The sequence below is a fragment of the Pseudomonas sp. RL_5y_Pfl2_73 genome (genome assembly GCF_963970515.1).
Lineage (GTDB): Bacteria > Pseudomonadota > Gammaproteobacteria > Pseudomonadales > Pseudomonadaceae > Aquipseudomonas.
The window spans coordinates 145360-171356 of record NZ_CAXAPD010000005.1; the positions used below are offsets into that span (position 1 = coordinate 145360).

The following is a 25997-nucleotide window of genomic DNA, read 5'->3' on the forward strand; positions in this document are numbered from 1 at the left end:
CGTTCCAACGCCTGCCAGAGTCGATCGCCTACACTTTGGCATTCAGACTGAAAAACCAGGAGCATCTTCATGTTCACCTCGCGTCGCTTGATCGTTGTCGCAACTGCCGTGGCCCTGTTGTCCGGCTGTGCGTCGCCTAACCCCTACGATAACCAGGGCCAGGCCTCTACCGATTCGTCGGGCATGAGTAAAACCGCCAAGTACGGCGGACTCGGTGCACTGGCTGGGGCGTTGGCCGGTGCGGCCATCAGTCACGATAACCGCGGTAAGGGTGCGTTGATCGGTGCAGCGGTGGTGGGGGCTTCCGCGGCCGGCTACGGCTACTACGCCGACCAGCAGGAAAAGAAACTGCGCGCCAGCATGGCCAATACCGGCGTTGAAGTGCAGCGCCAGGGCGACCAAATCAAACTGATCATGCCGGGCAACATCACCTTCGCCACCGACTCGGCGAACATCGCGTCCAGCTTCTACCAACCGCTGAACAACCTGGCCAACTCCCTCAGGGAGTTCAACCAGAACCAGATCGAAATCGTCGGCTACACCGACAGCACCGGCAGCCGCCAGCACAACATGGACCTGTCCCAGCGCCGTGCCCAGAGCGTGGCGACCTACCTGACGTCCCAGGGTGTCAGCGGCGCCAATCTGACGGCCCGCGGTGCCGGCCCGGACAACCCGGTGGCGAGCAACGCCGACGTCAATGGCCGTGCACAGAACCGTCGGGTCGAGGTCAACCTCAAGGCGATTCCGGGGCAGCAGTACCAGGCACCGCAGCAGTAGGGCCAGACTTATCAGCAGTATCCTTGATCGATGGGCTGTAGGTGAAAAAGGTGTAAACCTATTTCAGGACTAGACACTTCATCTAGTCCTGGTGTCACGCTTGTTTTCCTTGCAGCTCTTTCATTGACGAGGGTGGCCAATTCGGTGATTTCAGCGCTTGCAGGAATCGCTGGGTTTGCTCGAGGACGCCACCCGTCAGGGCATATTCGTCCAAGGTCTGGGTGCCTGCCGGATCGTCGTGTCGGATCAATTGCCCGCATTGGTTGTGGGCCGCGAAATCATCATCGGCATCGGCATCGGCATAACGCTCGGTGCAGCGAGCGGCTTCGCCTTTGCCTTGTTCGAAAACAGCCAGCGGGCGTAGCAGGTCGTCATAGTAAATCCGCCGCTGAGTCTCGCGGCTGTCCCAAGCCTGAACAAGCTGATCGCCATCGCCGAGGGGCACTGAACATCCAGTGTCGTCTCTTCTTCAAAGCAGCTATGACAGGGAACTAGCGCTATGCGCTCACATCTTCATTGCTCTTGCCATCAGGCAGCGTTACTTTGGAAAAAACGTTGTAAATATCCGCGTTTTGTTCCGAAACTAAACACGTCATGGTCAATTTTTTGTTGTACTGCTGCGCGTGTCTCGGTAATTCGACCCAGGAAAGCTTTGGTTTCCAATTTTGAAAGTGTAGAGAATTTTTCAGCTAACAAATTTTTCCAGTCTTTTATGGTTGTGTTGTTGAACTTCTCCCAGGTTTCGGTGTTAAAGACTTCTGAAAGCTCAATGTTGTTCAAGTTGTAGGTGGCATTTTTCTTTTCGGAAAAAGCTGATTCGTGATCAATGAGATAGATGTTTCCTTGGGTATCCCAAAGCTGGTTGCCAGAATTGTCATCGAATTCATTGATCAAGTAGTAAAAGAGTTTTGCTCTTTCGGGTAATGCATGTCGCTCTTTGGTGTTTGTGCTGGTGTTCGTAACTCTCTGCTGGATCATTGACTTCGCCTTCGCTTGAGTTGGCGGTACGAAATGAAAGCCGAGTCGCTCGCTTACTTCATAAGCAAAAGCCTCACTCTGTGATTCTTTTGGTGATTGCATTTTTTTAACAAGAAATTGTATTCCCTGTACATCGGAGTCAGCTTGGTAAATTGAATTGTTACCCCGAGACTGGAGCACAGTCATCGATGTCAGATCGACCTGAGGTATAAGTGAATGAACCCATGCATTGATTATTGATGCGTCGGATGTAGATTCAATACGAGCGGTAGCAAGGGCTTCGGCATATCGTTCTTGATTAAGCAGGCGCCCGACGGAGTTAGAAGTAATGAGCTCCGCTGGAAATTTTATAAGGCCCTGTGCATCTACAAAGTTCATCGGTGCGTTCGAGATAAAACAAAATAAGTTCAGCCCATCCACACCACCAGCCGGATCCGGATTAACCCACCGCTGCAACCACACCGCGTAATACCTGAACCCATAATAATAGAGCCCCGTCGCATCCCGCTCTTTCGCTGAATAACGCACCGTCTTGTAACTCGCTTCCACTTCACTGCGCCCGGCAAACCAGGCCGTGCCGCCGAATGGGTGATAGGTTTCCTGGCTGATTATCTCGGCCTCGCTATCCAATTCCAGGCTGCTGGAACCCAGATGGTCGGTCAGGTTGTAGCGGTACTGATCGTTGGAAATACCGGCAGGTGGTACCCTTTCCCAATGTAGTACCTGCATCGCGCGGCGTCCGGCCTGTACGCAGATCACTTGCAACACTTCGCCCTTGCCTGCGTGAGTACGAATTTCCAGGTCCGGCAAATAACGAACTTCCGAAGTCAGCGAGCGGGCATTGGTTTGGATCGAGCGGACTTTGCGCCGTCGCATTCCATCGCTGCCGTATAAATACAGCTCGCGATCATCCTCGGAACCTTCACGTTCAACCGGCCGCACCTCGCGCAACTGATTGCGCAGATCCCAAGCCATCGCTTGTCCCGGTTGCAACTCCAGTAAGTTGCCGTTGCCGTCAAATGCGGCGGCTATCTCGTCTTCGGTCGGTGGCGGGCCGTTCCGTTCCGGGAGACAGCGGTTGCTGTAGCGCGCCGCCGTCAGTTTGCGGCTGTGGCTTTGCGGGCCGACATGGATCAGTTCTAGCAAATTACCGCCCGCGTCGTAGTGATACGTTTGCTCATAGTTGGCGACGGCGCCCGGATCGTCGAAGCGGTTGAATTGCGGCCCTCGGTTGGCACTGCCAGCCTCCCAGCCGGTGGCCCTGATCAGTTGATAAAGGCTGTCGTAGTCATAACGGTTGATCGGTTCAACCCGCTGGTTGGCGAAATAGCGAACCGGCAGGGCAGCGTCTTCGATGCTCAGCACATTGCCCACCGGGTCGTAGGCGTAGCGAAGATCCTGCAGCGGTTCGTCGGCATTGCGGGCGGCGTGTAATCGCAGCAGGCGTCCGTCCTCGGCACGGTAATTCAGTGTGCTGATTACGCCGTTACCTGCGGTTTCCTGTTCGACTTGGCCGTAGGGGTTGTAGGCGAGGGCGCTGACCAGCGTTTGAGGCGTGGCCTGACCGCTCAGTTGCAGATGGCTGGCGAACAACTGGCCATCGACGGTGTAATCGAACAGTTGCCGATTGCCTTTGGCATCGATCTGCTCCAGCACATCGCCCAGCGAGTTGAAGCGCGTCGCGCTGGTTGCCGATTGCGCCACGGGTTCCAAGAGTTCGTCGCGCTCCGGCAACCCAAATGGCCAATCCGGTGGTTCCAGCGCTCGCAGGAATCGCTGGGTTTGCTTGAGGACGCCGCCCGTCAGGGCATATTCGTCCAGGGTTTGGCTGCCCGCTGGATCGTCGTGTCGAATCAATTGCCCGCATTGGTTGTGGGCGGCGAAATCGTCATTGGCGTTGGCGTATGCATAACGCTCGGTGCAGCGAGCGACTTCGCCTTTGCCCTGTTCAAAAACGGCCAGCGGGCGTAGCAGGTCGTCATAGTCAATCCGCCGCTGAGTCTCGCGGCTGTCCCAGCTTTGAACAAGCTGATCGCCGTCGCCGAACAGGCTGATACGTTCGCCGGCGTCGACGCTGAGCGAACCCAGTACTTTGCCGGATAACGAATAGTGGTTGGATGAATTGGCGGGTGCGGTTTTTGAACTGAGTGCCCACAGCCTGGGATCCCACTGTTTGACCAGGCGCCCGATTGCGTCGTGAGCGCTGCGGTTGATTCGTTCTTCGGGGGCCGCCGTTTCGATGGAGCGGTAGTAAGCAACTGAACGTACATCGAGCCCGCGAGGATCCACTACGGCCAAGGTAGGTGTGTGGACGTGAATGCTGGCGGTAAACCTCGACATGCTCAAACCTCTTTTAACCTTCAACTAGGAAGCTAATAGACTCGATGGATTCCCCAATGAGGACTCTTCCAACGTATCGTTCTCATCCTCCGAAATCCCATACCACCCCAGATACCGCTGACGCCGCCAATACCCCATGGCCGTCACGGTCAACGTAGGCCGCCCGAGCGGATCGTAGAATTGCTGGTCGCAATGCCCGAAACGGCGGAACGATTCGTCCTTGATGTAGCGATGGCCGTCGGCGAAATACGGTCGATAGACGCGTACCGCCAGGCCCTTGTTGTTGTATTCGACCCGTTCACTGACTCGCCAGCGCTCGGCGGCCGGCGCGGTGACGGGCTGGTCGTCGCCGTCCAGGACGAGGGTGCCGTCGTCCGCGATCTGGTAGGCGTTTCCCGGCTCGACCTTTTGCTTGCTTTGCAGGACGCGGCCAAAGCCGTCCCAGCACTGTACGGCGATACGAATCTTGCGTTCGGGGTTGTCCGGGAGCTGCGGGTAGCGGTCGGCTTGCAGAGTCGCCGCGTGGACCGGTTCACCCTCGCGCATCCAACTGAAGGGGTCGCGAAAGCAGGCGCTGGCGGCGCCTTGCAAGGCGGCCTCCGGATTGGCAATGGCTTCGGTGGGAGACCGGGTAAACGGTTGGTGCTCGTCCAGTGGGTCGAAACCTACGTTTTCGCCGCGCTCGGTCCCGTGGAAACTGCTGGCCGACAGTTCGCCGAAACCGTCATAACGGGCCTCTTGGATGTTCTGGTTCGGATCGACGATGCGACGCGGCAGCAGGAAGCGATAGTCCGTATCGACCACGTGGGTGCTGCAGCCGTCGGCCGTGGTGACACTGAGGGGCAGGCAATAATAAGGATCGAAGCCGATGTCCGTTGGCCCCTGGCTTTGGGTGGCTCGGCTGCTGATGACGCGATAGAAACCTTCCAGTCCGGCATAGGTCATGAAGCCCTTGCGGATCGACCACAATACCTTGTCCGGTTCTGCCGGCAGCTGGGCGGCCATGGGGTGATAACCAAGTTGGGGCAGACTGGCATCCAGTTCCTCGGGGCTGAGCACTGATGCATAGGCCTGTAAGGCCGCTTCATCCAATTCGGCGGACTCAAGGTAGTCGGCCAAAGCCTCGAAACTGGCTTCTCCCGTCGGCAGGGTCTGGCCTCCCTGTTGGTACCGCTGCTCGGACAGGTGCGCCAGTTGCCGTTGGAAATGTTCGCCGGGCGGTGCATTGAGACGATCGAACATCGCCTCATGGGAAATATCCTCGGGCCCCAACATTGCCTTCGGCAACACCAGCGCATTGCCTCGGGACCGATAGGGCAGGCCCAGACGCCAGGCTTGCGGATCGTCGTCCAGATGAAGGAACTGGGCGCGGCTTTCGCTCAGGTAGTAGTCGCTCTGCGCATCATCGTGGGAGGCACGCCACCAGGTTTGTTCATGGTCTTCATCGAACGGCGGCTCATCATTGATGTTCCTGCGCCGGGCATAGGCGACGGTTACTTCATGGATCAGCCCGCCATAACGATCCCAGGCCAGGCTGATACGGTGGTGGCACAGCGGGTCGTCCGGTAGGCGCTCGTAGGTATAGGCAATCGATTCCAGTTCCAGTGGTTGCATTCGGCAATAGGGTTGGTAATCGCCGCGTCCTTCCCATAAACGCACGGCAAAGCGCGATTGCTGTACCGAGTAGGGACGGGCCTGCCATGGGTCGTCGGCGTCCAGACCGAATACCTCGACCCGCAGCGGCATGCCGGCCAGGGCGTAGGCCATGTCGTGCCCGGTATCGTCGTCAGCGTTGCTGATGATTTCGTCCGGCAGGTCGTCTTTCGGTGCCAGCAGCAATGCCCTGCCTAGGGGCTGCGCGGCGCTGTCCGAGGCGTCGTAATCCAGGCCCGGTAGATCGGGGGTACGACCGGTATGGAACCAACTCTTGCGCAGCACCGGCGCGGTAAAACCGGCCTGTCGCTGTTCGTCACCAGCGATTTCGCTGTCATTTTGCAACACCAGGCCAAAGCCACGAAACTCGCGCTCCTGGCCGTCATAAAAGCCTTGGCGATACTCGAAACGTTGGGTCAACTGGTTGCCGGTGATTTCATCCAGCTGGGTTTGCCGTGATACCAGCGGCATCGGAAACGGTACATAGCTGGCAATTTCCGTGTTCGTTACCCGCAGTTCCTGTTTCTCATCCAGCCATTCCTGGGCCGAGCTGCGGTAGAACACTTCGCCGATGGCGCCCATATTGTTGTTTGTCCGGTGCAGCAGATACGGTTTGGCCTCGACAAAATCGCAGCGCCAGTGCCGTGGCTTCATATGTGGAACGGTCAGCACCAGGCTCGAACAACCCAGCCCCTGCAAGTCGGCGGCGCTCACTTGGCATAACCGGTCGTAACGCACGCCCGTCGGCCAGGGCAAAATCTGCGCGTGGGTTTCAAAGCCCATGCCGGTGCGGTTCATGTAGATCTCGGCATGGTCGCTGGTGAGGTAGATCAGGTCAGCGGCACCGGAGCCGTCCAGGTCGGCCAGCAAGATTCGTGAGGCATCGAAAGACTTGTAAGTGTAAGGCAAGCAACCTAGCCGAAAGCCTGGGTCGAAACGGCCATGGCCGCGGTTGGGCCAACAGACAATTTCGTTGTGGCGGATGCGCACCAGATGCTGCTGACCTGTGCCCAATACGTCGCTGAACGCCACCAGTTCGGTCTGTGCCTGGCTCAATAAAGGCAGGCGATCCTTAGGTGCGGCTTCGATGCGATGTGGCACATCCAGGCCCTTGGCGAAACGGCCTTTGCGGCGATTGGCATACACCCGCACGCTGCGTGGCCCGATCAGCGCCAGGTCGGACAGGCCGCCGCCCACCAGGTCGGCCAGTTGGCTTTGAGGATGAAAGAACTCCCGGGGGAAGGCCGCAGAGGTAACGAAATTCGACCAGCTGCGATCCGGGTTGAGGGTAAAGAAGCCGCTCACGCCGGGGTGTGCCATGACCCAATCCAGACGGCCATCGCCGGTGAGGTCCATCAATGACTGGCGAACCGGTTTGCGGCTGTCCATCACGGGGATCGCGTCCAGTCGTTGCCACTCGTCGTAGACCACCTCATCGGTCGTTCGCGCCGGTTGGGCCCGGAGCGGCTCGCGGTAGTACCAGGCCTTGTCACTGCGATAAAGCACGCCTGGAACACCCTCGCCATACAGGTCGACCAACTGGTATTGCTGGCCGTCGTTGAGGCCGGGCATGGCCTCGAACTGTTGATACTGGGCGTCGTCGGTCTGGAACGGCGAATAGTTGAACGCCACTGGCGGTCGCGATTCGATTTGCCCTTGTTCGTCATAGCCTTGTTGGTGCGCGGCGGATAGCAAGTTGTAGCCCAGCTCGGTGGCCTGATAGTCGAACAGCAGGCGTTGTACCAACAGTGGGTCGCTGCCCAGTTCCTCGAAGTTGTGGAACATCAGCACTTGCCGACACAGCCGCAGGTTACCCAGCAGGAAGCCGTAGCCGTAGGTCGCGAAAGGATCGCTGCGCACCGGCCACGCACGGATTGGATCGTAGGTGGGGATTTCCTCGAGTCCGGTGCTGCGCTCGCCGTAATCGAAGATCAGGTCGAAGTGCCATTGCGCCTGAGCCAACTGTTCTGGCACCCAATGAAAGAGGTGGGCATTCGCCTCGGCATTGCCATAGCGCACCCGGCTCAGGTAGCACTGGGCGCGGAAGTCGCGTGGTGTATCGGTGAGCATGCCGGCATGATCTTCGCCGGCATACTCATAGAGGACATGTTCACCGTGGGCGTTCATGGTTTCTTCCAGCAGCCATTCGCCGACGCGTAGGGCGTCTTCCAGGTCGGTGCTACGTGACGAAGGGTTGAAACCGTACAGCTGCAAGCTGCCGTCTGCCCCGTGAATCAGCCAGAACCCCGGGTAGTCATCCGCTGAGCGCCAATGTTCGATACGGTCGAAAGCACCTTCGATACGCGGAAAGTAACGGGCTACCTGATAGTCGGTGCCCAACGCCAGGTCTCGATAGGTGCTCACTGTCGTGCGAATGATTTCTCCGGCGCTGTTGCGCTCCGGCATCCAGACCGTGCCATCGGGGCCCAATATGACATCGTCGTCGGTGTAATCCGGAACCCCCTTGCTGGTCCGTCGTGCCACGCAGCCCAGGGACAGCACCCAACCGATCCCGAACAGGCTGTTACCGACGCTGCTGCCGTAACCGAGTTGCAGGGTGGGGGCATAGCCGCGCCCAGGAGAAATCGGCAGGGGCAAGTCGAAGGACGCCTTGCCGGTGGCACCGACGCCACCCCAGCCTTTGCCGATGCTCTGGATGGCACCGCCGCCCTTGGGCAGGGAAGGTGGCGTGATGCTCAAACTTTCCTGCTGGTCCATCGCCGGGCTCCGAGCGCGTGTGCAGGTGCTCAATTTGGCGCGAATCGGCGTGCCCATCTACTGTCAGGATTGACAGTTGCCTAGTTGTTAATGGAATAAGAAAACGGCGACGGAGGTTTATTTCGTTTGGCATAGGGCGAAGCGTAGGTAGGCACCAGGCTGGTGTAAATAACACCGTCCAAAACCGGCGAGTCGTTGACTCGGTGCTCTGTGCTCTGTGCAGGAGCAATTCCAAGCCGGCCCCAGTCAGGAACTGGCAGGCCTGGCGATGAACAGATCCACTTCAACCGCTTATCTAAAGTCCGCTGCGACCTGTAAGTCCTGACAGTAGCCATTGCCCAAAGTCTGGAGTTTGATTACCCCACATACCGAAATGGTACGTGTCCCCGAAATTAATCGGGAGCGACGCCCGCAGGGCGCTCCAAAACTTTGGAGAAGCTGATGCCATCCGACCGTCTTTTGCCTTCGAATCCTGACCCCTCAGCGTCCCGGGCGCCGCTGACGACAACCATGGCTGCGCTATTGAATCCGTCAGGAAGCGAAACCATCAATGCCATTGTCGCGCAGGCAGGTTCTATTCTTGAACTTGCGCGCGGGCGCCCTGAGCGATGGATTGCTCAGGGGCTGCGCAGCGGGCCGGCGCAAGAGTTGCACGAGCGCGCGATGAGCGCGGCAATATGGATTGTGCGCCAATACCGCGAGCGCGAACTTCGTGGAGCCGATAGCCTGACTTACGATGTGCATCGGGGTTTTGCTTCGCTCACGGATGGGGCGCGCTATGACATGGAGTTCGACGAGGACTGGTCAAACATGGCCCGCCCGAACGCCATCGAAGCACGAACCTCGCCAGTCGCTTATCTGGTCAGTCTGTACAAAAAAGCGCTCTCGCTGGAGCAAGCGGGAGGCGAGGATAATCGGTACCGTCTAGAGGTTCGGCGGCCGGATATCGCCGCCCAGCGGCTTGATTCGGCGGCGATGACACGGGAATGTTCGGTGCTGTCGCTGTCGACGAAGATCTTGGAAGCATCGCTGCTCAACGCGGGGCGATCATCGGAGTCCGATGCCGTTGAGGCGGATAGGCTACTTGCGAGTGCACGTTATCCGCTTAGCATGCCGTACGAGCATTGGGTCGAGCAGCTTGAAGTGATCTTGTCGCTTTTTGACCAGTCGGTTTCAGCTTTTGGTGAACTGGCGCGTGCCACCGATCCGGATTTTCATTACTTTGCCTTGCCCGGCATGCAGACCGACCGCGGCGACGATACGTTTCTCCTGAGTCTGCCGATCGGCCCGGCGCGTCGGGAACTTCTCCTGGAGGCGCCATTCAACGGCGCCAATCCAACAAACGAAGCGCAAATAGCGGACTTTTACTGGACGACCTATCGGGTTTATTCCAAGTCATCTTTGGAAGACAGTGCGGAATTTTGCACGCGTACCGGGGCGACGCGCGAAGCACTGCCAGGATTGTTCGCGGTGGGGGAACAGGCGCCGATGTTGTCCGCGCATGTGTTGCCATCGACCGTTACCCTGCAGGAGCCCGGTCCACAGGATTTTGGAGCGGTCTATATCAATAGTGCGAGGTCCCCTGCCATTGAGCTGCGGGCAACGGATGAAACGCAGCGCTTCAATCTGCAAGAGGACATGGAAACTGTCCCAGTCAATCCACCGGTTCAGCTTGAGAACCTGACGAATGAGCACGCGGATCGGATCCACCGGCTTATGCGGCTCAGCCGATGGCTTGGCACCTCTTTTCGAGAGATGGATCAACTGATCGTCGCGGCCCATCGCGCCGAGAAGAAAACCGGAATGCCACAAATCACCCGCAATACCCTGAAGGTGCTCGGGATTTTTTGTGAGATGCGCACGCGTTATGGCGTGACTGCCGAGGATTTTGCCGCTTGGCTCGACAAGGTATCGATTTTTGGCGCCGGAGAAATGCTTCCCCAGTACGACCGTATCTTTGTCAATCACGGGCTTTTGGGGAGGCCCTTGATTCTCGACAATTCGCCGTTCAGCGCGCGGGTAGAAGACAACATGGATGAACGCGGGCGGGAAACCGTCCAGGCGATTTGTGCCAGCCTTGGCTTGGATACGTCCGAGTACACTTACATGGCTCGGGTTGTCGCCAGTGCCTACGACCCGCCGCAACTCACCCGTAATCTGGAAATCTTGTCTTCTTTTTATCGCATTGCCAGCATCGCTCGGTACCTGCAAGTTCCTCCGACGGTCTTGATCGGGCTCGTGCAGACGCTCGGCCAGACCGGGCCGATTCTGAAGCAGATTGCTGGCGTACCATCGATCGATGCACTGCCTTCGCTGGGCGCGACGGACTTTACCGCCGCGTTGATGGCTGTTGTCGAATGCGTGCGTTGGTGCCGGGACAAAGGCATCGATCTGGCCTGGCTTGTGCGAGTGTTGCGCTCAAATACGACCGTCCCCGTGGCCAGTGATAGCGAGCGGCAATTGGTCGTCAGCTTGCATACGAGTTTGGAAGGCCTGCGTATTACCAATGAGGTCCTGGGGCAAGCAGGTGTTCCTCCGACGCTGGATAACATGGACACCAAGGTTGGCATCGACTGGGTTTCAGCCCTTACGGACGTTGTCGATGCACAGGGCATTGTGCTTGACGGTGTCTCGGGCTCGGATACGGACTATGCGCTCAGCATTCGCAACATTGTGGCCGATGTGGTGGAAAGGCTCGCCTCAAAAGAGGATTTGATCCGGGAGGACCGGGGTGAGTCGGACACCCTGAAAGATATGGTGGTGGAGTCCGTGACGGCGGTCATCCTGCGGATGCGGGCTTCGCAGCGCGCTCTGGTCGAAGAGCATCTCGCCACATACCTGGCGATATCGTCCGATCTCGTGCTGCCTCTTATGGATTGGGCCGACCAGAGCGTTTACGACATTTTGCGCTGGGTGTGGGAGACGGATGGCGTGGTAACCCCCGCAGCGTCCTTGCTCGCGATGGCTTTGCAGCGGTTGAGTCGCTCCGATCCGGTTGCACGACGTTTGCGCGCCGCCGTCTTGCCCAGGGCCCCGGCCTTCATGGGCGAGGAAGACGACCTGGAAAACTGGAGCAATGTTGACGTTATGCTCCAGAAACTGGGGAACTTGCGTCGTTTGGCTGATATCGCCCGTCAGTTCGAATTGGATGGCGAGTTCCTGAGTCGTCATGCGGCAAACAAGCGGCAGGTGGAAGGTTGGACTGACGCGCCCGATTTATTTGGATTTCGGCCAGGCTTGGATGACAGCGGGGCGATCACGCTCGCCACGCTATACCACCTTCAAACCTACCGTGATGTCGCATCTCGTATGCAGGCGTCCCCTTCGGCACTGATGGATTACTTGTCCTTGGTCAACGATCCACAGGCGTTTGACCCTGATCTTTTCATCGAGAGCGAAGATTACGCGCGGCTGATGCAGGATGCGGCCGCCGTCAAGGTCGCGGAGATGCTGGGCCTCAGCGCGCGTGAGGTGCTTGAAGCGGTACGTTTCATTGCGCCGTCGGGAGTGCTTACACAGCTAAGTCAATTCAATGGTTTGATCCGCATGCTGGAGATGGCCCGCACGAGCGAGCTAAGCATTCTGGCCCTGCATGAACTTGGCGGACTGCCGGTGTCCGCCAATACCGAAGATTATCGCAACGCCGTGCAATATGCGCTCGGTAGCCTCTACGCCGGTCGGCTTCAATCGGGCGGTTCCGGCAACGCCCCCGAGGTTGGCCAGGCGACAACGAGCGAGACGTCGGTCGACCGGACGCGCCTGGTGGCCAACGCGCTGGAGTTAGCGCCGGTAAAAGCACAGGCAAGGTATCGCCTGCTGGTGCGGGACTTGAGCGGAAAACCGCTGGTCAACGTTCGTGTGCGTTGGGCCCTGACAGGCCCAGGCGTCTTGGACTCGGATATGTCCCACACCGATTTCGATGGGGGGGTGAATGTCACATTGACGTCGGCTTCGGAGATGGGCATTGCAACGGTTTTTGCGATCATCGGACTTGATCAGCGTATTGCCATGCCTACGGTGACAATCGACTGCGACGAGGAAACGCTAGGCTTGCGCCAGCCCAGGCCCGAAGTGGACGGCGCGCCAAAACTCGCCGGTCGCCGTGAGTCCTTCGAATTGTCCGCCACGGTGTACGACGGTTTTGGCAACCGGGGACGTAATCGGCGTGTACGTTGGAACGTTGTCGAAGGCGCCGGTCAGTTCAAGAAGGATACGACGATTGCCGATGCAAGCGGTGTCGCCCGCGCCCAGCTGTTCAGCAACGAGGAGGGGATAACGACGGTCCAGGCCACCCTCGGTGCGGGGCTGACCCTCCAAGGTTTTGCCACGTTTCGCTTCATCGATGCGCCCTATATTGATAAGAACTTCTACAGGTTGCGCTTCAAGGGGCCGAATGTGCTCGGCCAGGACGTAACAATCGCCTGCCGCGTTCTCTCGCTGAGCGGAGCGGGCAAGTCGGAAGCACAAATCGATTGGCACGTGCAGTTCGCTGATGGGTCAGAGTACACACCGGAGGAAGTGGCTGTTTCAGATTCTGATGGATACGCAGTTTTCGAGCTGCCCGCGTCGCAGCTCAAGGAAGGCGCCATGACCGTTCGCGCGAGCCTCTTGCCTCCAAGCAGACAGGACGACCGAGAGGACTCGTTTGAACAGGCCATGGTCATTCTCCCCGTGCCCAGGCTTGCCGCGGCGTCCCCAGCCAATGTGCTGGTGATTGCCCAGGCGGGTGAGGTGATGCATATGCGGGTGCGGGTGGAAGCCGAGGTCGAGCCGGGCACCCCTGCGAGGTTTGAGGGGGTTGGCGAGTATCCCGTGCAATGGATGATGGACGATGTCGATGGACCGAAAGAGACGCGGACCGATTCCGAAGGCATGGCGGTTTTTGCCGTGCCGATCGATCGAGCTGGCGAATATGCGCTTACGGCAACACTCGATGCATTTGAGGGGCCGGTGGTCAGCTTCACGATAAAAGTCCTTGCCGAGCCGAATTGGCAATTCACCTTGACGCGGGTAGATCAGAAGGCGACCGAAGCCGAGTCGGATTCGCTGACCTTCGTCGTCGGCCAGCGCTACACCCTGACCCTGGTGGATACGTCCGACGCCAGTGATAGGGCAGATCGCAAGATCGCCCTGACCTGGAGTGGGGTCAATCCGGTCGGCCAAGGGTTGGTGGCGACCCCGAGCTTTTTGCAGATGCGCCAGCTTCCTGAGGGGGGCAGCTTGACTTGGCAAATCGACTGCCGACAACTGCCCGATCCCAGGGCGGTCTTTTCGATCGGGGCGGCGCTGCAAGGCACCCGTTATAGCCGGATCCTGCGCACGAAAATCCAATGGGATGGCCAGTCATCCCGCCGACCGGGATCCTGAACGGGCCCTTACCCATTCACACGCACATCGATGCCCCCTGCGGTGATCCCAGGATTGGAGCAGCGAATCAGCCATCAGGTATGAAATCCCAGAGGCGCGGTCATGAAGGATCTCACGACGAAACTTGAAGCCTTGAACAAGCAGCGCCAGGAGGCACTTCTTGAATGTTACTTAGGCGCCGTGGCGGCCCGAGACGGCGATACCCATGTGCTGGCCGCAGCCGATGACCTCAATGCCTATCACCTGTTCGACCACCATGTCGACACGGCGCCGAAAACATCCGCCGTGGGCGAGATGATCGCCAGCTTGCAGCGCTATATCCACGGCATTTATTCCGGCGACGAGCCGGGTTTCGGACAACAGTTCGATGAGCGGGAAGTGGAAACCTGGCGTCAGTGGGAAAGCCGTTATGCGATTTGGGCGGGCGTCGAGAAATTGAAAAGTTATCCGGAAAACTATATCGATCCGCAATTGCGCATTGTCAAAACGCGCTTTTATGAAGAGTTGGAAGGGGGCCTTGCGCAAGGACGTCTCAATACCGAGCGTGCACAATCGTCCGTGCTCAATTATCTCGAGCAATTCGAAGAAATCGCCGATATCCAGGTGCTCAGCGGGTACATTGATGGGCCTTTTGTGCTGTCCGATTCAACTGTTTATCAAGCGGACTATTATTTCCTCGGGCGCAAGCCCGTCGATAACAAATATTACTGGCGCAAGGCTGGCATCGTTCGCGGTGAGGGGCAGACACGGATTCCGCCCAGCGCCTGGAGTGAGTGGGAACCCAGCGAGGCCGCGATAGGCGATGCCGTGAGTGTGCGCCTGACTTTTTTTGGCAGCCGGCTTTTCGTCTTCTGGGTGAGCAGATCATCCTTGAATGATATTGGCGAGGCTGAAGGGCTCAATTGGGACCAGTTTGATATTCGCTTTTCTTATCGCAACCTGAGCGGCGGCTGGAGCCCGCCGTTTGTCGTTGACACGGTCATGCTCAAGCGCGAAAGCCCGCAGCCCGATCAGCGCCATCGGCGCGCACGTGCGACAGAAGGAAACAATAAGCTTCTGGCAATCACCAGTGAAAGCGGGATTACCAAAGAAGCGGCGCAGATGGTGCTTGGCGTGGAGCTGTCAACCGCCGATGGGGAGCGCACCAGATGCTATTACGCATGGGATGAATTGCTGAACCGCATCGACCTCGCGCAAGCCGAACAGGCGCACATTGATGAGTTGTTCCAGCAATATTGGCCGGAGGGGCCGGCTCAGGGTCAGGGGACGTCTTATCTCCAACGACGCCTGCCGCAGCTGGGTGGCGAAAGAAACTACAACAGGTGGGGAGTAGAATCCATTCAAGTCAAGAACCCCGGGGGCGAGCCGGGATATACGAATTACCTCTACCTACGGGCAATAAACGTCGCTGGATCTTCTCTTTTGATAACAGTCGGGAGTTTTCATAGGCTTTCTGAGAAGCGGATATCAAATTTTCGCACGCGCGTTTATAAATATATTATCTCGCAGCCGCATTCTTTTATTGATATTTCTATGACTGGGTCTTTCTGTAATCTTCGCCGTGACCAATACTACAACATAGTCTTTGACTTTTCCTCGGGTAACTTCACGGCGCCTGCACGGGTCGAATTTTTAGATGAGCAGGGTGTGGCAGGGGAGACCGCGACGGTTGGGGGGGGGAGTGCTACAGCCTCCTTGGCTATACCGGCTTTTAATAGCGATGGTACTTATAGGAGTATCTTTCGGCACATGGCAAACCTGCCAGACGCCCAATATGCCAACCATGGAACCTGGTTGAGAGTCACCAGCGATAACAACTCGGATTTTATAATCAATGGCCAGTTTTCAAACCGTGGAACCGGATCAGTAGGTCCTCTCTCCCTGCCCATCTGGGTAGGCGAGGGCAAAGCGCCCGCGGGGGATCTTCAGTCGTTTACATTCAATGGGGCCGCGTTGCACTTAAACTGGCTTGCGTTGAATAGCAATCCGCAAATCGTTGCCGTCGGGTTGGGGGAATATAAAGACGGTACTTGGAGCGGGGGCTATCAAGAGTACGAGATTACACTCAATGCCCCGCCGCTCGACGGGTCAAAAATCGTCTTAGGGCCCGAGAGTGCTCAGGGTCAGGCCAGTCAGTTTCTCGATTTTGGTGCTGAGTTCGGAGAGGTAAACGCCGTCCAATCCATCCGCTTGAACACCTCGTTCGGTCGCGAGCTGGTGGAGCGGGCGGGGCTTTCCATTGGCAATCTGCTTTCCTGGGACAGCCAGCACACCGAAGAGCCGCCGCGTCCGGGCTCGGATAAACCGGAGTTTTTAGACTTCCATGGCGCGAACGGGCGTTATTTCTGGGAAATATTCTTCCATCTCCCGCATTTGGTAGCGGTGCGGCTGCGCCGCGAAATGAGTTTCGAGGATGCGCTGGGATGGTTGTATTATCTCTTCGATCCGTCCGCCAAGATCAATCCGGGACGTACAGAAACCACCCCCTACTGGCGCTCGCGGCCATTGCTGATGGAGGGCGATCCAAGTTTCGAAGTGGCATCGCCCGCCGATCCGGATGCCATCGCCTACAGCAACCCAATTCATTACCGTAAACGGATTTTTCGCGATTATGTCGAGACCCTGATCGAATGGGGGGACTGGCTCTATCGGCAGCTGACACGCGACAGTTTGACCGAAGCCAAAATGCTCTATCTGAAGGCCGCGCGCATGATGGGGCCGGCGCCTGATGTGCGCGGGGCATCCAACTGGACACCAAAGTCCCTCGGTGAACTGGAAGGCGCGCGCAACCTTGAGTGTTTCGACGCGCTCATTCAATCGCTGTCGGTCGATACACTGATCAATCTGCCGCCGACATCCGGCCATGGTCTGTTGGCGCCCCTGGTGGATCACCCGGATTTTCGCGCGGAAATCAATCGCGACCTGCTGGATGTCTGGGACGTCCTGAAGGCACGATTGCACAACCTGCGGCATTACCTGACCCTCGACGGCAAGCCCATCGACTTGCCGCTTTACGACACACCCATCAATCCCAAGGACCTGATGCGGGCCCAGGCCGGTGGCGGTGGCTTCAACCTGCGGGACATCCTGACGCCACCGATCGTTCCGCCTTATCGCTTCATGGCCATCTTGCCTCGCGCGCAGCAAGCGGTGCAGACCCTGTGCAGGTTTGGTGACCAGCTTCGGCAATATACTGAGCAGGCGGATCGCTGCGACCAGGAAACGTTGCAACAGGAACATCTCATCGAGATGAGCGATTTCAGTCGCGAACTGCAAACCGAATTGTTGCGCCATGCCGAAGTCACGCTTGAGGCTCTCAAGGCTTCCCAACTGATGGTAGGTGAGCGAAAAAGCTATTTTCATGGATTGGTCGAGAAGGGTTTGAATAAGGAGGAAATCGAGGCGGCCGAGAATCTAAAGCGTGCAAGAAAAGGCGCCGTGGCTACGGGGTCCACCACCAGCTTCGGACACGCATTGGATTTTGCCGTCAACATTCTTGGGATGGCGGCCGGCGGCATCAAGTGGAGTGCCCCGGCACACGCTACTGCCGCAGCGACGAGCGCTTACAGTCAAAGTGAATCGTTCTGGGCCAACCTCCATGAGCGCTACGGTTCACAACGGCGCCTGCGCGAAGAGTGGGAATTCCAGCATAAGGCGGCGATTGCCGAACTCGAGGCACTGGGAAAACAAGTGCAAGCCCAGCAGATCCAGATCCAGGCATCGACGGTCTCGGTCAATCAGCAAGCTCGGGCCATCGAACAGGCCAAGGAGATGTATACCTTCCTCACCCAGACCCGCACCTCCCGGGCATCGCTCTACCGCTGGATGCAGAGCAAAATGGCCACGTTGTATTTCCAGACCTACGATGCGGTGACCGCCCTGTGTTTGTCGGCGCAGGCCTGCTGGCAGTACGAAATTGGCGATTATGAAAGCCACTTCATCCTGCCCGGTGCATGGGTCGACAGCCATCATGGTTTTACTGCTGGCGAATCGCTGACGCTGGGTCTGCTGCGCATGGAGTCAGCTTTTTTACATCGCTATGAACGGCGCTTGACGATAAGGAAGTTGGTATCGTTGCGCGACTATTTCGGGGATGCCTGGCCAGATACATTCGAGACGCTCAAGGTTACCGGGAAATTGGATTTCACCCTTGATAGCCGGTGCTACGACAGCGATTATCCCGGCCATTATTTGCGCCAGATTCGTCGCGTGTCGATCACCCTGCCGGCGCTGTTCGGTCCCTACGAGACGGCGTGCATGACGCTCACGCAACTCTCCAGCAAGCTGCTGATCAAACCCGACCCTGGTGGTGCCCAGCATCTCTATGATCCGGCGCATGCTGACGCCGATACCACTTATGTGCGCTATAACCTGCGCGCCCAGCCGCAAATCGCCGTTTCCGACGGACTGGACGATGACGGCATCGGCTCACGTTTCGCTTTCGACGAAGACCGTTATGCGTCCTTCGAACGAACCGGCGCGATCGCTTCGTGGCAAATCGCCTTTCCACACCCCGACTCCGACAAGCAAACAGAGATTCTGGAGTCGTTGACCGACATCATCGTCGAAGTGGAATACACCGCCCACGATGGCGGCAAAGACTTTGCCGAGACCATCACAGAGCTTTTAAAAGAGACGGTGTTTCGCCAGTAGGACGAGGCGTCCATAAACCTCGTTCAAGCTTGGCCTGTAGTCACCGAACTGACGTAACACAACCTGTCAGGGAGCGTGGACATGAGCGTGCAGAAAAAAATCGAGCGCAACTTGCTGGGAGAAGCAGGCGATTTACTCACGAGTACTTGGCCTTCGCAATGGACGAGGCGCGCACCCGGGAACGACGACGGTGCCGATCTCGTCTATGTAATGAGCCCCGACATCCAACGCCGTTTTGTCTATCTCTATGGCGCGGCGGAGGCCTCGATCGAATTCGATCTGCCAGTCGACCTTAACCTGACGGCAGAGGACGGGTATCAAGTCAGGTTTCTTTATCAACCGACACAACGGTTGAGCGAAAATCCTAAAGTGCGGGCGTACTTCAACGCCAGGGCGCATTACTGGGAATACGAGTTGCACACGAGCAACATGAGAGAAGGCGTGGAGCAGCCACGAGACTGGTTGACCTGCGACGAAACGATCGTTCTGAACAACGAGAACAACCAGCCAAAAGCTGTCCTGGCCTTTCAATCCGGACTGTTCGATCCATCCAGCCCTGATGTCGATATCACGAGCGGGCCAGAAAACGACCAGCCTGTCGCCCAAGAGCCTGGTTGGCCGGGTGGTCGTGGTGAGTTGCATTTTTCCGGCAAGGCCCAAGGATCGGATGTCGCTCCCGAAGTGGCCTTCGGTGTGTCGTTATTCCTGCACCTTAAACCGTTGCAACTGACCACCGATCAACCCATGCCCGAATTGGATGGCGTCAGCGCACGCTATTGGGTGGAAAAAGACGGCCGTGCCTATATGCCGATCTGCCGGGGGGGAGGGACGCATCACCTTGACTTGCCGGTGGCTGAAGACTGCGGCTGGGCCGGCGGCGGGGTTTATAAAGGCACCAGCGCCTACGCGTCCTTCACCAATCAGGACGAGGCCGGGCAGGCCTGGCTGCAAGTGACGCCGACCGAACCTGACGACGATGATGATGCCCAGCCTATCGCCACGGGCTGGGAAATTCGTAACGATGGTGATGCTGGCGATGCCAGCGTTGATGGCAAAACTGCCACCCTGCGCTTTGAAAGTGTCTATCACGCCCCGCCCCATGAAACGTTGGCCTGCATCGTCGGGCCCTACAAGCTTGATATCGTCAGGCACATCCTGCGGGACTTCTGGCCAAGCGTGGCGGAAGACGAGACCATCGATCTTCATGTCAAGGTTCGTTACACCGTTTCCGATGAGATTGAGCCTGGTATCGACGTGCAATGGCGTCATGATGACGAGCTACTGACCACCATTCCCACTCGGCCTGATGGTTGGTCTGCCTATGTCTACCAACCCACTGGCGATGCCCAGTTGGTCGCGACCATTGACAGCCCTTACAAGTCCGAGGCCGATAGGCATGCGCAAGTCTTCGACATCAAGACCATCCCTACCCGTAAATGGGCACAGTTCGAACTGAGTGTCGACGGAGAGGAGATTTCGCCCGACGATCCTTGGCTGATACTGCCCGGCCAGTCTTACGAACTGAAGCTCAAACCCAGCTCCGACAGTGTGTTGACGGGTGAGGACCTGACGCTCACCGTCGATCAGTCAAGGCTGCAAGTTGAGCCGACGCAGGCTCGAACGCTGGTCGAGGATGGCCTCACTTGGACAGTTACGACGTCAAGCGACGGTATTGGTGACTTTACCCTGAGCCTCGACTGCATTCGCTTCAAACAATCGCCGACCTGGACGGGAACTACCAACCGTTTGCCTGCCTTGACAATCGCCGAGGCGGATGGCACTCAGCTCGATCCGCTTGCGGCGGTGGCCAATCTGACGGCGGTAGTGCCGCACTACGATGACATGCGGAGCACCGACCAGATCAGCGTCACCTGGACCGGTGCGACGGGTAGCCCGGAGGAGGGATCACACAGTACGGTACCGGTTGAGGTGGGAACCGTCGGGCAGAAGACGATCGAACTGCCGGTGGGGTTGATCGCCTACGCCCTGGGCAAGCCGGTGACGGTTACCTATACGGTGACGCGTGGTAGCACGTCGCTGCCGGCACCGGATTCGCTCACGTTGAATGTGAGCGCCTTGCTGGAGAATGCGCTGATGCCGAGTAAACCGCGCATCCTCGAGGCCAATCAGAGCGGCGAATTGGATGTCGGCAGTTTGTCGGGCGATGCCACCATTCGCATTGATAGCTGGCCGCATATCGCACATGGGCAGCGTATTTGGTTACGGTTGGAGGGCACGGATGCCAATAATTCAGCTTACGATAAGCAGCTACGGCGCGGTGGCAGTAGTTGGGTGGACATGGAGTGGTATAGGCAAGGGTTCGGCGAAGTGACTATTGCCTACAGCGAACTGCAGGGGCTGCGCGACGGCAGCCAATTAAAGTTGGAGTTCAAGGCTTCTTTTAATAAAAGTGTGGATGACGCTCAGGCCACTCCTTTCCCATTGCGCACCTACACCATTCGCGCGGCATTTGACGCGCGTGCTCCCAGTGTCGAACAGGCCACGGGCAATGCGCCCAGCCAGCAATTGAATCCGATGGCGGCCAAGGACAACCTGACGGTGGAGATTCCTGACTACGGTATCCAATCCGGCGATCAGGTCAGTGTGATGTGGACCGGTGCGGCCGGGGGCGGAACCCACACTACGGCTGTGCAAACGCTGCCCGGCAACAAGAAGATCGACATCCCGGTGTCGGTGATCGCCTATAACCTTGGCAGATCGGTGACGGTCACCTACATCGTCAAGCGTAGCAGTGGAGTGAAGCCACCATCCGCTGCCTTGACGCTGGCTGTGGCCACGTTGGCTGAGAGCGCGCTGATGCCGAGTAAACCGCGCATCCTCGAGGCCAATCAGAGCGGCGAATTGGATGTCGGCAGTTTGTCGGGCGATGCCACCATTCGCATTGATAGCTGGCCGCATATCGCACATGGGCAGCGTATTTGGTTACGGTTGGAGGGCACGGATGCCAATAATTCAGCTTACGATAAGCAGCTACGGCGCGGTGGCAGTAGTTGGGTGGACATGGAGTGGTATAGGCAAGGGTTCGGCGAAGTGACTATTGCCTACAGCGAACTGCAGGGGCTGCGCGACGGCAGCCAATTAAAGTTGGAGTTCAAGGCTTCTTTTAATAAAAGTGTGGATGACGCTCAGGCCACTCCTTTCCCATTGCGCACCTACACCATTCGCGCGGCATTTGACGCGCGTGCTCCCAGTGTCGAACAGGCCACGGGCAATGCGCCCAGCCAGCAATTGAATCCGATGGCGGCCAAGGACAACCTGACGGTGGAGATTCCTGACTACGGTATCCAATCCGGCGATCAGGTCAGTGTGATGTGGACCGGTGCGGCCGGGGGCGGAACCCACACTACGGCTGTGCAAACGCTGCCCGGCAACAAGAAGATCGACATCCCGGTGTCGGTGATCGCCTATAACCTTGGCAGATCGGTGACGGTCACCTACATCGTCAAGCGTACCAGTGGAGTGAAGCCGCAGTCCTCTGGGTTGTTGCTGACTGTAGGCACGTTGGCTAACAGTGCGCTGATGCCAAGCCGGCCGCGTATTCTTCTGGCTGCGGATAACGGCAACGCTGATGAACTGTATATTAAAAACGTGTTGGATAATGTCGAGATACAGGTCGACAACTGGCCGCATATCGCGATCGGCCAGCACTTGTGGATGCGCTTGAAAGGCTATAAGGCCGATGGGGCTGAGCACAACCACAATATCTGGATACCGCCGGGCCCAAAGGTCAGCGAGATCTGGCTGATCCAGGGTTATTACAGGATGTCCAAGATCTCCAAGTACTTGCTGGAGCTGGGCGACGGCAGCACGCTAACGGTGGAGTTCAAGGTTGCCTTCGGTCAGATTACTGATGAGACGCAGGCTACGGACTTCCCGCCGCGGACTTATACCGTCAAAAATCCTCTAACTTTTATGAGTATCAAAGACTATCTCGGTAGAGAAATTCAGGAGAACGGCATCACCGAATTTCCGATGGTATCGCTTTGGGGGCGAGCGAGCGTTGCCACTTCAGTCGATTTGTATGACAACCTGGCTTACAGAGTAACGATCAGTGTTTCATCGGACGGTGCATGGGGCGTTATCACAAGCTTTGGTTCGGGCGAGCATCGACTCTACGTTAGATCTTCCAACGGCGGCAGCCCGCTATATTCAAACACACGCACCTTCAATGTCGCACCTTCTGCGTCGGGGGAAACGGAGACAGACCCTGAGGATCCCCCAATTTTCTTATAGGAAATCAAGAAGACACACTGGATGTCTGGCTTTGAGGGCTGCTTTGCAGCCCAGCGGGGCGGTGCGACGTTTCGCTAAATCCCCTCGCCACACCAGGGTTCTCGCCAGTGGGTAGGGTTAGTTTGCCTCTTTCACCGCACTCAAGAACGCACACGTACGCTCCTGCTGCGGGTTTTCGAAGATCTGCGCCGGGGTGCCTTGCTCATGGATTTGCCCTTTGTAGAAGAAACACACCCGATCAGCGAATTCCCGCGCAAACCCCATCTGGTGCGTCACCATCAGCATGGTCAGGTTGTGCTCGGCACCCAGCTTGCGGATCACATTCAGCACCTCTCCGCACAGCTCCGGATCGAGCGCTGAGGTCACTTCGTCAAACAGCATCACCTTGGGCCGCATCGCCAGGGCCCGGGCAATCGCCACCCGTTGTTGCTGGCCGCCGGACAACTGCGATGGGTAATGGTCGAGCTTGCTGCCCAGCCCCACCAGCTCCAACAGGTCGGCGGCGCGCTCCCGGGCTTCTTTCGGGTTCATGCCCAGTACCTGCACCGGCGCCTCGATGACGTTTTGCAGCGCGGTCATGTGGGGGAACAGGTTGAAGCTCTGGAACACCATGCCGATCTTGCCGCGCACCCGGCGGATGTGTCGGTCGTTGGCCGGCACCAACACGCCGTTGCGGTTGGGCATGTGGGTCAGGGAGTCATCTTCGATGCGGATCTGACCCTGGTCGATGCCTTCCAGGGTCATCAGCACCCGCAGCAGCGTGGACTTGCCCGAGCCGCTGGGGCCGATGATCGCGACCTTTTCACCGGGCGCGACATCCAGGTTCAGATGGTCGAGCACCGTGAAGCTGCCATAGCTTTTGGTTACGTCCTGGAAACTCACGATCGGCCGGGACGTTGTTGGGTCTTGCATGGCCGGGGCCTCCTGCTGCGACGCCAGTGTGCTGCGCCGGGACAAATCGGTGGGCGAGGACAGGGGTAAAGTCATTAGCGTAGCTCCATGCGCGTTTCAAGGCGCCGTACCAGATAAGCCAAGGCGAGGCTCAAAGCGAGGAAGAACAGGCCGACCATTGTGATTGGTTCCAGGTAGCGGAAATGCTCGGAGCCGATGTTCTTGGCCTGCTGCATGATTTCCACCACGGTGATCGCCGACAGCACCGGCGTATCCTTGAGCATGGCCACCAGGTAGTTGCCCAGGGGCGGCACGATTGGTCGCAGCGCCTGGGGCAGGATGATGTTGCGGTAGGCGTCGTACGGCGCGATGTTCAGCGCCGTCACCGCTTCCCACTGCGCCCGCGGCACCGCGTCCAAACCACTGCGATAGACCTCGGCGATGTAGCAGGCGTAGTGCAGGCCGATGCCGAGGATGCCGACTTGCATGGCCGTCAGGCTCAAGCCGTAGTTGGGCAGCACGTAGTAGAGGAAATACACCTGGATCAGCAACGGCGTGCTGCGGATGAACTCGATCACCACCGTGGCTGGCCACGACAGCCAGAATTTGCGACTGCGCCGGCCAATCGCCAGGAACAGCCCCAGGACAATCGCGATCAGGAAGCCGATCAGGGTAATGCCCACGGTGTTGAGCGATGCCCGCAGAAGGTCCGGCAGGATTTGTGCGGCGTAGGACCAGTCGAACAGCGTCATGACAGACCTCCACGCATCCGGCCCCGGCTCAGCCGTCGTTCGACGTGGCGCATGCCGAAGTTGATGGCCTGGGCGAGGATGAAATACATCACCAGGGCCAGGCTGAAGATCTCCAGGGTCTGGAAGGTCGCCTGATCCAACTGCCGCGCCCGGAAACTCAGGTCCGACAAGGTGATCAGCGACACCAGCGAGGTGTTCTTCAGCAGCTCGATCAACAGGTTGGTGCCCGGTGGAATCGCCGCCAGCAGAGCCTGGGGCAGGATGATCCGTTTGAAACGCTTGAAACCGCTGAAATTCAGCGCCGTGCAGGCTTCGTATTGCCCTTTGGCCACCGAGCTGATGGCGCCGCGCATGACCTCGGCGCCGTAGGCACCGATGTGCAGGCCCAAGCCGACGATGGCCACGGCGTAAGGGCTCAACTCAACGTTGAAGGGGGGCAGAGGCAATACGAAGAACAGCCAGAACAATTGCACCAGCAGCGAGGTGCCACGGAACACTTCGATGTAGGTGATGGAAAACCAGCGTAGCGTTCGCCACGGCGAGAGTCGCCCGAGGGCTGCCAACACCGCCGTGACGATGGCCAGCAGCGAGCCGAAGAAGGTCACCTGGAGCGTGACCCAGGCCCCCTGTATCAATAACGGAAGTAATTCGCCCATGGTTCAACCCAATGTCCGGTGAAGCAGGGAACAGGCATCACGCACCGCGCGTCATGCCTGTTTCGGCACGCCAGTTTTTGGCGACTACTGAGCGCAGAGCTCGGCCGCGGTCTTGCGGGTCACGTTGGATTTGTCGAACCCGAATGGCGCAACCGTCTTGAGATGCTCTTCGGAGCCCAGCCACTTCTTCAGCTCGGCATTGACCGCATCGCGCAAGTCTTTGTCTTCGGGGCGGAAGGCCAGGGCGCCGTAACCGATGTGGGAGGGGTCGTCCTTGAACTCGGTCATCGCCTCGACCTTGTCGCCGCCCTTGCTGGCCAGCCCTTTCATGGTCAGTTGGGTGCCGACGGCAGCGTCCGCGCGCCCGGCACGCACGGCTTGCAATTGCGCGGTGGTGTCGGGGACCTGGAGGATCTGCTCGTCCTTGACCCCGGAATCGCGGGCATAAGCCAGGTTCACCGTGCCGGCCATGATTGCCAGTCTCACATCCGGTTGCTTGGCGACGTCTTCATAGCTGTGGAGTTTTTTCGGGTTGCCCTTGGCCACGAGCAAGGCATCGGGTAGCTGGTACTGCGGATCGGTGAACAACACTTGCTTGCAGCGCGCCGGGGTAATGTACATGCCGGCGGCGATGACATCGAAACGGCCGGCCCGCAGGCCTGGGATCAACGAGCCCCATTCGGTGAGCACGCCATTGACCTGCTTGATGCCCATCTTGGCGAAGATGATCTTGGCGATCTCCGGGGATTCACCGGTGACGGTGCCGTCGGTTTCGGTATAGGCAAATGGGGTTTCGTTGGCGTAGCCGATCCGGATGCTGCTGTTGCTTTTGACGGTATCCAGGGTGGCCGCTTGAACGCTACCGGCCAGGCCGAGTACGGCACAGGTCAGCAAGAGCCGACGCAGGGGCGCACAGGTGCGGGGAAGAAAATTGCTCATCGATAAAATCTCCTGTTTC

The 25997-nt window shown here is 58.2% G+C and carries 10 protein-coding genes and 1 pseudogene; 4 read left to right on the forward strand and 7 right to left on the reverse strand.

Annotated features, from left to right (window positions below):
- Positions 1-69: 69 nt before the first annotated feature.
- Positions 70-777, forward strand: coding sequence for an OmpA family protein (locus tag AACY42_RS06850; protein ID WP_339478006.1), 708 nt, complete (start codon positions 70-72; stop codon positions 775-777).
- Positions 778-871: 94 nt separating this feature from the next.
- Here AACY42_RS06850 and AACY42_RS06855 read toward each other — a convergent pair whose 3' ends face one another.
- The 3 genes from AACY42_RS06855 to AACY42_RS06865 all read right to left on the reverse strand — a co-directional run bounded on the left by AACY42_RS06855 (position 872) and on the right by AACY42_RS06865 (position 8466).
- Positions 872-1222: a hypothetical protein gene (locus AACY42_RS06855; protein WP_339478008.1), complete on the reverse strand. Its 351-nt coding sequence runs from the start codon at positions 1220-1222 to the stop codon at positions 872-874.
- Between the two features lie 83 nt (positions 1223-1305).
- Positions 1306-4095, reverse strand: a complete 2790-nt coding sequence (locus tag AACY42_RS06860; protein WP_339478011.1) for an RHS repeat domain-containing protein — start codon at positions 4093-4095, stop codon at positions 1306-1308.
- Positions 4096-4119: 24 nt separating this feature from the next.
- Positions 4120-8466 carry a SpvB/TcaC N-terminal domain-containing protein gene (locus tag AACY42_RS06865; RefSeq protein ID WP_339478014.1) on the reverse strand — a complete coding sequence of 1449 codons (4347 nt, stop codon included), beginning with the start codon at positions 8464-8466 and terminating at the stop codon, positions 4120-4122.
- Positions 8467-8976: 510 nt separating this feature from the next.
- On the opposite strand from AACY42_RS06865, the pseudogene AACY42_RS06870 reads away from it, so the two are divergent.
- The 3 genes and pseudogenes from AACY42_RS06870 to AACY42_RS06880 form a co-directional block, all read left to right on the forward strand.
- Positions 8977-12762: pseudogene (locus tag AACY42_RS06870) on the forward strand (Tc toxin subunit A); the annotation flags it as partial.
- Positions 12763-13935: 1173 nt separating this feature from the next.
- The gene (locus AACY42_RS06875; protein WP_339478017.1) at positions 13936-18486 is read left to right on the forward strand and encodes a Tc toxin subunit A-related protein; all 4551 of its coding nucleotides are present in this window, start codon (positions 13936-13938) and stop codon (positions 18484-18486) included.
- Between the two features lie 81 nt (positions 18487-18567).
- Positions 18568-22740: a hypothetical protein gene (locus tag AACY42_RS06880; protein ID WP_339478018.1), complete on the forward strand. Its 4173-nt coding sequence runs from the start codon at positions 18568-18570 to the stop codon at positions 22738-22740.
- A 117-nt stretch (positions 22741-22857) separates the two neighbouring features.
- On the opposite strand, the gene ehuA is transcribed toward AACY42_RS06880, so the two are convergent.
- From ehuA to ehuB, 4 genes are all read right to left on the reverse strand, one after another.
- The gene (gene ehuA, locus AACY42_RS06885) at positions 22858-23727 is read right to left on the reverse strand and encodes an ectoine/hydroxyectoine ABC transporter ATP-binding protein EhuA (protein ID WP_445261584.1); all 870 of its coding nucleotides are present in this window, start codon (positions 23725-23727) and stop codon (positions 22858-22860) included.
- Complete coding sequence (gene ehuD / locus AACY42_RS06890) at positions 23727-24383, reverse strand: ectoine/hydroxyectoine ABC transporter permease subunit EhuD (RefSeq protein WP_339478021.1); 657 nt, start codon at positions 24381-24383, stop codon at positions 23727-23729. Before ehuD ends, ehuA begins: the two co-directional genes overlap by 1 nt.
- Positions 24380-25039: an ectoine/hydroxyectoine ABC transporter permease subunit EhuC gene (gene ehuC, locus AACY42_RS06895; RefSeq protein WP_339478023.1), complete on the reverse strand. Its 660-nt coding sequence runs from the start codon at positions 25037-25039 to the stop codon at positions 24380-24382. Before ehuC ends, ehuD begins: the two co-directional genes overlap by 4 nt.
- A gap of 84 nt (positions 25040-25123) precedes the next feature.
- Positions 25124-25978 (reverse strand): ectoine/hydroxyectoine ABC transporter substrate-binding protein EhuB, encoded by an 855-nt coding sequence (gene ehuB, locus AACY42_RS06900; protein WP_339478025.1) that lies wholly within the window; start codon positions 25976-25978, stop codon positions 25124-25126.
- Positions 25979-25997: the final 19 nt, after the last annotated feature.